The organism is Bacillus sp. EKM501B (genome assembly GCF_011800505.1).
In the GTDB taxonomy this organism is placed as follows: domain Bacteria; phylum Bacillota; class Bacilli; order Bacillales; family Bacillaceae_G; genus Bacillus_A; species Bacillus_A cereus.
Genome location: NZ_JAALFZ010000005.1, coordinates 49,669 through 62,695 on the forward strand (window position 1 = coordinate 49,669; position 13,027 = coordinate 62,695).

A 13,027-nucleotide genomic window follows, 5' to 3' on the forward strand; every position below is an offset into this window, starting at 1 on the left:
TTAAGATTGTAGTATTCGAAAAATCAGTAGTTTAGTTAAACCAATACGATAAGCAAGTATACCGTGTTACTAATGAAAGAGGACCTGATATGAACATCAGGTCCTCTTTTACTATATAATTATTTCCCTGCTTCTTTTAGTTCTTTTCCAGCTTTAAATACCGGCGCCTTAGCAGCAAAAAACTTGTAGGAATCATTATCAAGCGTTTTATTTTTCTCTACCGATTTAGCTTCTCGACAGCTTCCGCACTTGTATCTACACGTTTAACGAAAAAAACTAATAGTAGTGCAACAACATTCATGCCAAGCGCTACATAAAACGAATATTGAATTCCAGATAATAAAGCCTTCTGAGTTACTATTGCCTTCGTAGTTTCTGTAAAGGTTGTTGGATCTATATGAGACATTAAACTTTCAGCTTTTGTTTTTGTTACAGAGTTCATAATCGTAACAAGAATAGCAGTACCAATCGAACCGGACACTTGTTGAGCCGTATTATTAACAGCTGTACCGTGCGGGTTTAAGCGAGTTGGCAATTGATTAAGACCATTTGTCATAAGTGGCATCATAACCATCGCCATCCCAAACATCCGCAGTGTGTAGATAAGAATAATATGTGTGTGACTAGAGTCAATTTGGAGACTTGCCAACATATAAGTTGAAACAGCTGTAATGGAAAGCCCCACTATGCCAAGAATCCGAGGACCATATTTATCAAATAGTTTACCTGTAATTGGTGACATAATCCCCATTATAACCGCACCTGGAAGCATCATCAGTCCAGAGCTCAGCGGAGAAATGCCACGGACGTTTTGTACATAAGCTGGTGTTAAAATCATACCCGAAAACATGGCCACCGCGTTGACAATTGCAATTACAGACGCAAGTGCAAACATTGGGTACTTGTAAACACGTAAATCCAATAACGGCTCATCCATTTTTAATTGACGAATAATGAAAGCAATTAGGGCAATTGCGCCTATGATTAAGGTTGTTAAGACAACTTTATTTGTCCAACCATCGGAGCTTGCAGAACTGAATCCATATAACAAACCGCCAAAACCGACAGAAGATAATAGTAATGAGAGATAATCAAGTTTTGCATTTTTGTTTTGTTTCATGACATTCTCAGATTTCCAAATCCCTAACAGTAAGCTAATGATTGCTAACGGTAAAATCATTTCAAAAAGCAAACGCCAGTCATAATACTCTACAATATAACCTGATAGTGTCGGCCCAATTGCTGGAGCTGTAATCATAACTAGTCCAAAAATCCCCATTGCTGTTCCCCTTTTTTCTCTTGGAAAGCTTACTAGCATAATATTCATTAACAAAGGTCCCATAACTGAAGAGCCTGCCGCTTGAACCATCCGACCAGTAAGTAATAAACCAAAGTTAGGTGCTACAGCCGCTAAGGCAGTACCAAGAATAAAAATCACCATAGATGTAATAAATAGGCTCCTATTCGAGAAACGCGTTATTAAAAATGCTGAGGCCGGAATTAATATACCACTTACAAGCATATACCCTGTAGAAAGCCACTGGATCGTTGAATAATCTTGAATGTTTAAATCTTTCATTATTGATGGCAAGGCTACATTTAAAAGGGAGTTATTTAGAAATGAAACAAATGCCCCAATAAAAAGGATTACAAGCATTACATATGGTGGTTTTCTTTTATGTAATGTTTCACTCATATATTTAATTGCCCCTTCATTATAAATTTCATTGATTCGTTTAAATCGTTTACATATTTGCACAAGAAAACATTACCCTTACAGTATTTTGCCAAACTCTTCGAATGGATATTCTCTTTTTAGCAATTCCACTTGCTCAACATACCATTTTAAAATCTTTTTGTTGATTAAACCTTTATAAAAATGTTTGTTAACGGAATTTAAATTAGGCTGAAATACAAAAAAGAAGCAACTGAAAATCCCCTTCTAAAATAAAGTGAAACTTTACATCAATGGGAATTTTACAGGCAGCGAGAAAAATCAAAAAGACTACGCACCCATTCCTTTAAATACAGGCTTGTAGATCTAGTTATGTAACCATCCATAAAAAGGAATATTACATAGGCTAAGTCTAACATTACATTTTTAAAGTGAGGAGAATAAGCGTATGGACCAATATTGGTATTTGAATTCAAAGGGAAATGGGCAACAATATACTAACCAAATTTCATTATATTCACAGCCCGAAATAACTACATCTGAGGTAATGAATGATTTGAAGCTTCCTGAGAATTGGAGTTACCGAGTCTATCCAGTTAGTTGGGATTCATCAGCCAATTATACGGGGTTCAATCCCCAACCTCCTCCCTTCTCTTGGGGGCAGCAGCCAATTAATTATGCAGAGATACTACCACAAGGTCACCCTGCTAATTGGACTCCATTACCAGGTCATGCAGGTTTTAATTTTCAAAAACCTCCCTTCCCCTGGGCGCAACCATTCAATCATACAGGGATGTTCGCACAAGGTCATCTCGCAGCTTTACTATCGCCGCCAGCTAAGGCTTTTAAATTCAATACCAATAACGGGGGTATTTTCGGAAACTCTCCAGGATGGGGTGGTCCGTGGGCCCCAATGGGATGGGGAAATAACGGAGGTAACGGTCAGCTAGGGATGCTTGGAAACTTACTTACAGCAGGAAAAGGTACCATGAGTGGAATAGGAATGATCAGTAGTCTAATCGGGATGGGGAAGTTCTTCTTTTAGTTAATTAGAACAGGAGAATGTGGCTGTAGCTTTAATCAGCCACATTTAAGGACAGTAATCTCCCACCTAACTTCCTAGCATAGCATTCGCGGAAATTTTAGATGGATATGTATTGTTACAAGTTACTGTTTTACTTTGAGTGCTCCTTTACTTTCTTATCAAGTGCCTTACTATAAGCATCTTTGTTTTCCTGTGATAACTCATAAATTGCTTTTTTCCAATGCTCTCCGTCTACACCTGATAAAAATTTAGTACCTTTCATTGTAGCTTCTTGAATCTTCTGTTTATCTTCTTTACCAGCATCCTTAATTAACTTCGTTGCTTTTCTTGCCTCTGTTACCCCTTCTTGTATGGATTTGTGAATGTCTTTGTATGTATCAGGTACTTTTATGTGTTCCATATTGTCTAAAATTTTATCTATCTCGTTTGATGTTTTTAAAACAGCTTTTGCTTTTTCTTTGTCCTTTAAGGATTCTCCTAAGTTTAGTAACAGTTCATCCTTCTTAAATTGGAACTCTACCACTTGCTCACATATGTAGTACGGATACTGTTGTTCAGAAATTACTGTTTTCGTTATTGCTTTACTAGTTTGCTCAGTCTTATGAGTAGAATCTTTATCTCCTACCTCGCATCCGACTAACAGCATAAATGGAACTGCTAACGTTACTAGTTTCTTTGCTCTCATTATGTATTCTCCTTGTAGAAAGTATTGTAAGTAATTAACATATCAAACTATAACATACATTACATTATGGTTCACTTCCATTACGCTTTTAAAATATAAAATACGAATACACCCCATAAGCCACAAATAAGATTAATAGAATAGAAATGCCGAGTACCGTATATATAATCCATTTTAAATTTGAGTTCATATAATCCTCCCACCTCTCGACAATTCCAGTATATAACAAAAAAGCATTGGATACCCAATGCTTTTTACACTTACGCAAATAAAGAAGTATTCGCATATAAAGCTGGTGAACCACCTGAATGTACGAATAAAATATTGTCTTCCTTATTAAATTTATCTTTTCTAATTAAGTCGATTAATCCCGCTACTGCCTTACCTGTATACACTGGATCAAGTAAAATACCTTCTGTTTTCGCAAGTAACTGAACTGCCTCTACCATTTCCGGCGTTGGTAACGCATAGCCTGGTCCTACATATTCATCAAAGCACGTAACAGCGTCGCGCGAGATAAAGTTTGGAATACCAACATGTGCTGAAGTTTCATCTACAAGTTTTGCTACTTTCTCTTCTTGCTCAGCTTTTCCTCTACTTACGTTAATCCCGATTACAGGAATATGGCTTTGTGTTCCAGAAAAACCAGTAACTAAACCAGCATGCATACCGCCGCTACCACTTACACAAACAACTGAACTGAAATCAATTCCTTGCTCAAATGATTGCGCCATAATTTCTTGCGCACAAGCAACGTATCCCATAGCACCCGTAGGGTTTGATCCACCAACTGGAATTACATATGGTGTATTACCTTTTTCACTTACTTCTTGTGCTACTTTATGCATTTCTTCCATAAGATCTGCTCCGTTCGGTACAACAATGACATTTTCAGCACCTAATAAGTGATATAAGAAATAGTTTCCGTTAAAGTCTCTCTTCTCTTCTGGCTCAAGCCCTTCCTCTAATACAAGGATACATTTCATTTTTTCTTTTACCGCAGCTGCCAGTGTCAGGCGGCAATGATTTGACTGAATACCACCAGCTGTAATTAACGTATCTGCACCATTTTCCTGTGCATCTGCAACTAAAAATTCTAATTTTCTCGTCTTATTGCCACCAGCTGTTAAACCAAGTAAATCATCTCGTTTAAAATAAATAGTCGGGCCACCAAGTGCTTCAGAAAAGTTGTTTAACTTTTCAATTGGTGTATATGATTCTGTATATTTTTTTCTCGGGAATTTAGCTAAATTCATTGTAACGCTCCTTTTGTACTTCTTTCACAATATATGTAACGTTACTATTATTACACGTAAAAATGGTGAAGTCATCTTTCTCGGTTAAAAATGTATTAGAATTTCATTTTGATAAGTAAAACCGTATTAATGATTTTAACTTAATTACGGTACATGAAATTTATATCAACGATTTTTTAAATATATCGTTCATTCCTTTCAATATATCAACGATTTTTCAAATATATCTATCGTAACTTGCAATATATCAACGATTTTCTTAATATATCGATCTATCGACAAAAAACGACAGACAGGCAACCCCTTTCTCATCAACAAAAAAAGAGCCTACACATTCAAATGCAGACTCCCTCCAATCACTTATTTACCGAAAAACGAAGTAACTGTGTTAATCCCGGCTCTAAATTCATTTCACCTTTATGGCGTACGTATACGACTTTATCCCCATCAAATTTCGGAGGGTTTGCTTTACTATACGTATGCCACTCATTCGTTCCTTCTATAGAATACTCCATATATTCAGTTGCACCGACAATTATATTTTCACTATCATCTGCCGTTACATTTGGTGCCATCTGCGCAATTTTTGAATCACTAATTAATAACTTCTTTATATCCTTATCACGTTTGTAATCGTAAGCTGTCACAATTACATCGTTACCATATGCTTTCACTTGTAACCCTTGTTTAAATGAATAGCCATCTGGAGCAGTTTTCTCTCCTCCATTTGGTCCTGCTGACATCCAGCCCGTTTCAATCCCGCCCGTATTTACAACAGTAAATCCTTTTTTATCTCCGCCTGCAATTTTCTTTTTACCGGCCCAGTCCGGTAAGTTTAAATCCCAATGCGTATGACTCGTAAAGAAAACGACCTGCGGATAGTCTTTTAATATATCGTACAATTTATCCACGTTTAAATAATCTTGTAAATATGGTGATTGTCTTGATCCAGATACTGTATCAGGTAAAACGTGATGAGAGAAAATAAAGATTGGTTTATTTTTATCTTTTTGACTATACTCTTCTAAATTTTGTTTTAACCAACCTAATTGCTCATCACTCATATATACTTCATCCCACATTTTTGAATCGTGGTATTTCATATATTTTTCAGTTCCTAAAAATAAAAGTGGATAGCCATCTAATTCTTTTTTATGATATACCTTTTCTTGTCCACTAAATTGTAAGTAGCGACCAAATAGTGTTTCTTCCGTTACACCATTTGGCCATGTACTTTGAGAGAGTTTCCCATCTGCTGTCCATTTACCAGCATAAAACTCATGATTCCCAACAGTAGACCATACATTTTCCGGATGCTTATTTTTATTTAACACACGCTTTACATCATCATATTGTGACTGTTGTCCAGTCGGCGTTATATCCCCATTCATAATAAGCGCTCTAGAAAGTGGCGTTACTTTATTCATATCTTTTAATACGTGATCAAAATCTCCTAAATCACCTTGAATGTCACTAATAACATTAAAAGTTGTAGCTGATTTTCGAACTTGCTCTTTCCCTTCCGCATGTGCTGAAAATGTCGGTAATAATGCCGCCATAACTGCTAACGAAGCAACTGTCTTTTTCATACAAATTCTCCCCCTAATAATAGAATGTACAAACTGACATATTCTGCTTTCTCTTAGGTGCTTGTCCAATTCACATTATAGGGGGAGATTGTAAAGATTAATGGAATAAAAAATTAAGTGTTTTTTAAGAGATTTTGTCTTTTTTCACACTCCACAATTAGCAATTCGCGCCAATATAGCTTTCTAGTCTTTTACATTACATACATGTAAATTTTGATGTTAAATCTTTTATTTTCATACGTTGTTTTTTATTACTTCTAATTTTCGGGAAAAATCCACTAATTAATAATGTTATAATCCATACCATTATTAGAATAAAATTTATTGTATTACCGGAATTCAAGCTGAAAACCCTCCACAAATAGGCAGCACAAAAAACGAGAATAGCAGTAATAATAAGTAAAAATGTCCTAACTACTAATCCGATGTAGGATTTCTTCTCTTGCTTAAAAATGAAAGTTCTTCTACCTTTGTACAATCTAATTACAAATAGTAGCAAGTATACACCAAGTGCGGCTCCATTAACAATTGATGTAATGAAGTTATTTTTTCTCTGCTCAGCTAGAGCAAAGTAACTTTCAGGTAATTTTCCCGTTTCATATTCAATCCATGCGTGGTAAATATCCTGTCGTAAGTCTATACCACCTTCACTATTCGTAAGAATTACCAATCCACCCTTTGTATTAGGAATGAAACCATAAAAAGAATGCCAGCCTCGATTGTCACCAGAATGATAAAGTAATTTCCATTGATTAGATAGTTTTTTTTCAAATATACCTAAACCATTCTCCCCTAATACTGGCTTTTGCATTTCTTCAACACGTTCACTTTTGATGACACCACTCCCTTTATTATTTGCATCCATGCTTGCAAGTATCAATGTCATCATATCCGTAACATTTGTCTTGAGGCCTGCAGCAGCCTGTTCGGTAAATTGGTAACTAGGGAGCTCCTCTCCAAAATATCCATAGCCTTTCGAAAGGTTAGGGTTTTCAGGATTTTGTAAAAATGAACTAGAGTTCATTCCTAAAGGTTTCATAATTTGTTCTTCCATATAACGATTAAACGGTATTCCAGTAACCTCTTCAATTACAAGTTGTAAAATTGTATATCCTCCACCAGAGTATATTGTTTCTGAACCTGGTTTATTGGTAACCTCCACTGGTTCATTAAGCCATCCTTTTCCAGACAAAGACTCCTCGATAGAATCAAGATGTTTTCCTGGTGCAACCCCAAGGTATCCTTTATGTGCAGACAGCCCTGCTGTATGGCTTAACAATCTTCTTATCGTGACTTCATTATTATTAAACTCTGAATTAGGTAATTTCCATTTGGTTAGAAATTTTCCAACGGAGTCATCTAGTGATAAACGACCTTCATCTACAAGATGCAAGATTCCCCACGCTGTAAGGCTTTTAGATATGGAACCAGCCTGAAACACAGTATCATCACTCACCGCTTTTTTTGTCTTTTTATCTACATAACCATAGTTAAGTGTATAAGCAATACGCCCCTCATGTACAATCCCTATTGCAACCCCTGGTACCTCATAATTCTCCTGCCATTTTGGTACCTGTTCATCCAGCTTTTTTTTTAAGTTTTCTATACTCCTATCAGTCAATGTACCCGATTCTGCCCTCGCTATTTTCATAAACCACACTTCATTCGTAATTAACATACAAATAATTAAACATAAAATACCTTTGCATATTATCGACGCTTTTTGTCTATTCTTCATTTGCCCTACCCCTTTTTCAGAATATTCTTTCCGTCACTCAGAATATCCCATTCATTTATCTAGTTCTATCGATTTTTATTACTTAACCTTACAAAATTGTAATAAAAATCAAAGTTCTACATACTTAGGGTTTTACTGTTCTTTATTCAAGGGCAGTGAATGTAATACAAAAAAGACACAGAGATTCCTCCCTATGCCCACAAATCATCTATTTCTTCACCGCATGCACATAATGCACCGTCTCAAAAGCTTTCAAATAATCGTTTCGTCCTTCAAAATATAATGTATTTATGTCTTCTGGCGATAAATGCTCATAAATAAGTAAGCCCGCCTTCTCTAACAGTGCTTCCATTTCGGCATAAGAAAAACATGATTTCATTGGTTCTCCGCCTACCGCAGCCATTTTCACCATATTTTCAACTCGATTGGACAGTCCCTTTTCCGTAAACAAATTTTCATCGGGATAATCAAAAACGATAGAACTACCTGCCGGAACCATCTCGAATAAACATTCTAATAAACTAGCAAGTTCCTCTTTCGTTAAATAGTACGTAACACCTAAAAGGCTAAAGAAAGTCTTTTTATTTTCAAATCCTTCATTGCGTAACTGTTCATAGGAAAATCCTTTCGTAAAATCCATTGAAACAAAATGAAGGTTATTTGGAACTTCAATTTCTACTTCTTTTATTCTTTCCTTCTTAAACGCCTGCGTAGAAGGATGATCCACTTCAAATATTTCTATTTTATTCTCTAACTCTCGGTTTCTAAAACTGAACGTATCTAAGCCTGCACCGAGTATGACGTATTGTTTCGCTCCTAATGTAATTTCATGTAGTAATACTCTTTCACAATATGCGGCACGTGCTAAAGGTGTTGGTGATAACTGAACTTGTGTAATCCATTTTAATATTTCTTTTGGATTGTCTTGAAACTGCTCTGCAATGTCTGTATTGAAAAAGTGAATCCCTTGAACCATGTTCGTTTCAATATTGTTACGTTCTTTTTGTGAAATGAAATCTTTAGCTACATAATCATTAAAGATTTTAGGACTATCAAATTCACTATGATACGCCCTTCCGAATGCTGATACTAACGACGTTACACTTGCTTCACCTTGTTTCACGCACATACACTCTCCTTCATTTTCACAACAAAAATAGGGTTCCCCTGGCCAGGAGAACCCTATTATACACCTTATTTTCGTATCGGTAAATTATAGCATAAATAAGTTTTTTTGTCAAGTTTTCATCCTACTAACGCTCCAATAATTTGTGTAATCTCTAGCAGGAAGATTTTGATCTACACCGAATATTCCAGTTCATAACAATACAAATGGAGGGCAATATGAAACGATTCGTCATTATTACTGTAGGAAAAACACACAGCGGTAAAACTACATTTGCAAAAGCTTTAGAAAAAGAGTTACCCCACTCTTTCGTTATGGATCAAGATAATCAAGCTGAATTTATTAACACGCATTACGAAAAATTACAGCCGGCTAAAGGCCCTAATACATTTAAGCACGGTCTTTCAAAATTCATTGTTGATTATGCGAAAGAACATTCAAATTTACACCTTATTATTAGTAACTCCAATCGCAGTAAAAATGGAAGGTTATATTTACTAAACGAATTATTTCCACAGAATGAATATGTACGCATACTCGTTCATTTTGACATTCCAGATGATGTACTTTACGAAAGAGTGGCTCGAAGCACGCGAAGTACCAATATTTTTAGAGGTGGATATTCTAGTTTCAAAGAAGTATTTGATCGACAACAAACTGAATCACTTCACGATGATGTGGTAGATCCTATAGAAAATGAGGCTGATTATTTGTTTGTTATTCGCAATAATAAAGATGTAAGCTTTACTATAGAAGAAATTGTTCATCTAGCTAAAGGTTTATCCCCTACCCCAAATAAGAGATTATAAAAATTACATAATCATAGATTATTATGCAAATCCTTCCTCTAAGCGCCTAACATAGTATATAATAATAAGATAATCTACTTCTATATGCTCATTTTTACACAAAACAGTTCATGCATATGAAAGAAAAGAGGTACAAAAATATGAAAACAAAACAAACAATTGCTGCGTCTACACTAGCTTTAGCAATGATTGCTGGCGCGAACTCTGCTCATGCGGAAGTAAATGATGCTACTCCTCAGCAAAGTACGGGAGATCGATTAGCTGAAATTAAGCAACATAAACAAGAGTTAGATGCAAAATTGCAGCAACAAAAAGAAAACGTGGATCAAACATTAAATGAACTTAACAAGGTTAAGGAAAATGTTGATACAAAAGTGAATGAACTACATGAACGTAAACAAGTTGCTGATGAAAAAATTAACGAAGTTAAACAGCATAAACAAGAACTAGATGCAAAACTGCAGCAAGACAAACAAATCGCCGAAGATAAAATCGCTGAAATTAAAGAGCATAAAAAACAAGTAGAAGATAAAGTTGCTGAAGTAAAAGAACATAAGCAAAATATCGATAACAAAGTGAATGAGATTAAAGAACATAAACAAACTGTCGATGAAAAAGTGAATGAAATGAAGCAACATAAAGAGAACATTGATCAAAAGGTTAATGAACTTAAGGAAGTTAAAAAACAAGTAGATGAAAAATTAGCTGAGTTAAAGAAAGCGAAACAAACTGCTGAGGACAAACTCGCTGAACTAAAAGAAAACAAGCCGAATACCGGTAACACGTTAGAGGAACTTAAGAAAATTAAAGGCAATTTAGACAGTCTTTCCGCTAACTTAGAATTAGCTAAACAAGATGTAAAAAACAAACTAGCTGTTTTACAAGAAGCTAGACAAGATTTAATTAATAAAATTAACGAAATTAAACAATCGAAACAAACTGTTTCAGATGATTTATCAAAGAAAAAACAAGACTTAGATATTAAAATCAACGACTTTAAGCATACTGAGAAAAAAATTGACGACAAATTAGCTGAGTTACATACAACGAAGCAAAATGTTGATAACAAGATTAATGAAGTATCACAGTCTAAACAAACGCAAGCAGATAATGGTACTAAAAACAATAACGCTAAAGAACTTCCTAACGCTGGTAGCGAGCAATCAAACAATATGGCTCTAGGAATGCTATCTGTATTAGGCGGTGTTTTATTACTTACTCGTAATAAAATTAAAACGTTATTCTCTAAATAAGTCCATAAAAAAAGGAAAACCGCACATACATGTACGGTTTTCCTTTTTTTATATTAACTGTCCATCTCGAAGCATCAATATACGATCACATACATCAAGCATTCTTTCATCATGTGTAATCATAATTGCTGCTTTTTGGCTCTCTTTCACTTCGCGTTTCATCATTTCAACAACTTCACGTGCGCGTTTTGAGTCTAAGCTTGCCGTTGGCTCATCCGCTAATATTAAATCTGGGTTGTTCATGAACGCACGAGCGATTGCTACCCTTTGTTTTTCCCCGCCAGATAGTTGATTTGGATAATGATTCTTTCTTTCTCCTAATCCAAATGCCGCTAATAAATGATCTGCACGCTTTTCGGATTCTTGTTTACTTTCTTTTTTTAGCTTTGCAATGTAAAGTAACTGTTCTTTCACATTTAAATATGGAACAAGGTTTGCAAACTGGAAAATGAAGCCGATTTTTTTCAAACGAATGTCTGTCATTTCCTTTTCTGATAACTGTGTAATATTTTGCTCACGAATGTAAATATCCCCTTTTGATGGTGATAATAATGCACCCGCGATTGATAATAACGTACTTTTCCCTGATCCAGAAGGACCGACGATTCCGATAAATTCTCCGGCTTTCACATCAAGCGATATCGGATGAAGGGCTGTTACTTCCGTATTCCCTTCTCCGTACACTTTACTTACTTTGTCTAATTTTAATAATGAAGTCATTACATCCCGCCTCCAATTGCTTCTAATGCATCAACTTTTAATACTTGATATAACGAAATAAGTGTTCCTAAAATACTAATAACGATAAAGATTGCTGCATATTGTGCAATCATCGGTGTTGTTAATAAGAATGGCATACCAGCTGGTAAAATTTGTTCTAACCCTTGTACAAGAACAATACTTATTACCATCGCAACGACTGATAAGAATAACGCCTGTACGACTAAGCTATTTGCTAAATAAGAGTTCTTCGTACCAATTGCTTTTAATACGCCTAATTGCTGTGTTTTTTGCAGTGTAATAACGTAGAAGAATACACCGATTAGTAATGCAGCGATAACAAGTAAGAACGCAATGATCATCGTTAATGTTCCTTGTTCTTCTTTAAATCCTGGAATACTTTGTAGCACTTCTTTTTTGTCAATTACGTGTGCATTTTTAATCTCTTTATCTGTGTTAAGTGCAATTGCACTATAATCTTTTTGGTTTGGTTGTGAAATAGCACCCCATACGTCTTCATTTACATAAACGACTGGTGTATGGCTAAACATTTGATCTTTCGTAAATCCAACGATTGTAAATTCTTTCTTTGAAACAGGATCAATAATTGTATCTCCAATATCAATTCCTTTTTCTTTAATTGATTCGTCAGCAACCATCTCGTTGTTTGCTGTACCTAATTTCTCCCCTTTTACAATTTTCGGTTCTAAAAATGAATCACGTTCACTTGAGAAAATAGCGACATCCACTTTTTTCGAACTATCTTTCTTTTCATATGTTGAAACTTTTACACGAAACGGAACGGCCTCTTTCTCGCCTACTTGATTGACTACGTTATCTACATCGTCTTTCTTAATTTGTGAACGAAGTAATTTATTTTCCGCATCATCTGCTAAAACGAACTTATTCGCCTCCATATTTTGAATTGATGAAGCATTATCATATGATAGTCCATTTGCTAATCCTGAAATAACAAGAACTAAAAATGATAATAACACCATAATCAGTCCGATTAATCCGTATCTTAATTTTGATTGTTTTAATTCACGCAGAGCTAAAAACATTTCGCTCGCTCCTTCCTCTTTCTTTCTATGCACTAATCATAAAAAAGAAATATGAACGGAATATGAA

11 protein-coding genes are annotated in these 13,027 nt (G+C 35.3%); 3 read left to right on the forward strand and 8 right to left on the reverse strand.

The genetic code is table 11. The annotated features are described in order from the left end of the window. Nucleotides 1–217: 217 nt before the first annotated feature. On the reverse strand, nt 218–1,696 hold the full coding sequence (locus HFD78_RS12830) for a DHA2 family efflux MFS transporter permease subunit (protein WP_000005138.1): 1,479 nt from the start codon (nt 1,694–1,696) through the stop codon (nt 218–220). Between the two features lie 427 nt (nt 1,697–2,123). Here HFD78_RS12830 and HFD78_RS12835 point away from each other — a divergent pair, with 427 nt between their 5' ends. After that, entirely contained in the window at nt 2,124–2,720 is a 597-nt protein-coding gene (locus HFD78_RS12835; protein WP_000373139.1) for a hypothetical protein, read from the forward strand. Nucleotides 2,721–2,850: 130 nt separating this feature from the next. On the opposite strand, the gene HFD78_RS12840 is transcribed toward HFD78_RS12835, so the two are convergent. The 5 genes from HFD78_RS12840 to HFD78_RS12860 all read right to left on the reverse strand — a co-directional run bounded on the left by HFD78_RS12840 (nt 2,851) and on the right by HFD78_RS12860 (nt 9,117). After that, nucleotides 2,851–3,405: a hypothetical protein gene (locus HFD78_RS12840; RefSeq protein ID WP_098005357.1), complete on the reverse strand. Its 555-nt coding sequence runs from the start codon at nt 3,403–3,405 to the stop codon at nt 2,851–2,853. 260 nt (nt 3,406–3,665) lie between these two features. Continuing rightward, on the reverse strand, nt 3,666–4,661 hold the full coding sequence (cuyA, locus tag HFD78_RS12845) for a D-cysteate sulfo-lyase (RefSeq protein WP_001046619.1): 996 nt from the start codon (nt 4,659–4,661) through the stop codon (nt 3,666–3,668). Between the two features lie 356 nt (nt 4,662–5,017). Continuing rightward, nucleotides 5,018–6,250: a DUF4073 domain-containing protein gene (locus HFD78_RS12850; protein ID WP_000754268.1), complete on the reverse strand. Its 1,233-nt coding sequence runs from the start codon at nt 6,248–6,250 to the stop codon at nt 5,018–5,020. 196 nt (nt 6,251–6,446) lie between these two features. Next, the gene (locus HFD78_RS12855) at nt 6,447–7,988 is read right to left on the reverse strand and encodes a serine hydrolase domain-containing protein (RefSeq protein WP_000797423.1); all 1,542 of its coding nucleotides are present in this window, start codon (nt 7,986–7,988) and stop codon (nt 6,447–6,449) included. Between the two features lie 208 nt (nt 7,989–8,196). After that, nucleotides 8,197–9,117: a class I SAM-dependent methyltransferase gene (locus HFD78_RS12860; RefSeq protein ID WP_033668010.1), complete on the reverse strand. Its 921-nt coding sequence runs from the start codon at nt 9,115–9,117 to the stop codon at nt 8,197–8,199. Between the two features lie 215 nt (nt 9,118–9,332). Here HFD78_RS12860 and HFD78_RS12865 point away from each other — a divergent pair, with 215 nt between their 5' ends. Both HFD78_RS12865 and HFD78_RS12870 read left to right on the forward strand, forming a co-directional pair. Further along, complete coding sequence (locus HFD78_RS12865) at nt 9,333–9,923, forward strand: ATP-binding protein (protein ID WP_000819858.1); 591 nt, start codon at nt 9,333–9,335, stop codon at nt 9,921–9,923. A gap of 140 nt (nt 9,924–10,063) precedes the next feature. Next, nucleotides 10,064–11,176, forward strand: coding sequence for an LPXTG cell wall anchor domain-containing protein (locus tag HFD78_RS12870; protein WP_098005359.1), 1,113 nt, complete (start codon nt 10,064–10,066; stop codon nt 11,174–11,176). 48 nt (nt 11,177–11,224) lie between these two features. Here HFD78_RS12870 and HFD78_RS12875 read toward each other — a convergent pair whose 3' ends face one another. Beyond that, nucleotides 11,225–11,896 carry an ABC transporter ATP-binding protein gene (locus HFD78_RS12875; protein WP_000202594.1) on the reverse strand — a complete coding sequence of 224 codons (672 nt, stop codon included), beginning with the start codon at nt 11,894–11,896 and terminating at the stop codon, nt 11,225–11,227. Beyond that, entirely contained in the window at nt 11,896–12,960 is a 1,065-nt protein-coding gene (locus tag HFD78_RS12880) for an ABC transporter permease (RefSeq protein WP_000477761.1), read from the reverse strand. Before HFD78_RS12880 ends, HFD78_RS12875 begins: the two co-directional genes overlap by 1 nt. Nucleotides 12,961–13,027: the final 67 nt, after the last annotated feature.

What these genes read in the sequence shown, in the direction of transcription:
- HFD78_RS12850 (WP_000754268.1), bottom strand. Translation starts at nt 6,250, where the DNA reads ATGAAAAAGACAGTTGCTTCGTTAGCAGTTATGGCGGCATTATTACCG.
- HFD78_RS12840 (WP_098005357.1), bottom strand. Translation starts at nt 3,405, where the DNA reads ATGAGAGCAAAGAAACTAGTAACGTTAGCAGTTCCATTTATGCTGTTA.
- HFD78_RS12865 (WP_000819858.1), top strand. Translation starts at nt 9,333, where the DNA reads ATGAAACGATTCGTCATTATTACTGTAGGAAAAACACACAGCGGTAAA.
- HFD78_RS12860 (WP_033668010.1), bottom strand. Translation starts at nt 9,117, where the DNA reads ATGTGCGTGAAACAAGGTGAAGCAAGTGTAACGTCGTTAGTATCAGCA.
- HFD78_RS12855 (WP_000797423.1), bottom strand. Translation starts at nt 7,988, where the DNA reads ATGAAGAATAGACAAAAAGCGTCGATAATATGCAAAGGTATTTTATGT.
- cuyA (WP_001046619.1), bottom strand. Translation starts at nt 4,661, where the DNA reads ATGAATTTAGCTAAATTCCCGAGAAAAAAATATACAGAATCATATACA.
- HFD78_RS12830 (WP_000005138.1), bottom strand. Translation starts at nt 1,696, where the DNA reads ATGAGTGAAACATTACATAAAAGAAAACCACCATATGTAATGCTTGTA.
- HFD78_RS12875 (WP_000202594.1), bottom strand. Translation starts at nt 11,896, where the DNA reads ATGACTTCATTATTAAAATTAGACAAAGTAAGTAAAGTGTACGGAGAA.
- HFD78_RS12880 (WP_000477761.1), bottom strand. Translation starts at nt 12,960, where the DNA reads ATGTTTTTAGCTCTGCGTGAATTAAAACAATCAAAATTAAGATACGGA.
- HFD78_RS12870 (WP_098005359.1), top strand. Translation starts at nt 10,064, where the DNA reads ATGAAAACAAAACAAACAATTGCTGCGTCTACACTAGCTTTAGCAATG.
- HFD78_RS12835 (WP_000373139.1), top strand. Translation starts at nt 2,124, where the DNA reads ATGGACCAATATTGGTATTTGAATTCAAAGGGAAATGGGCAACAATAT.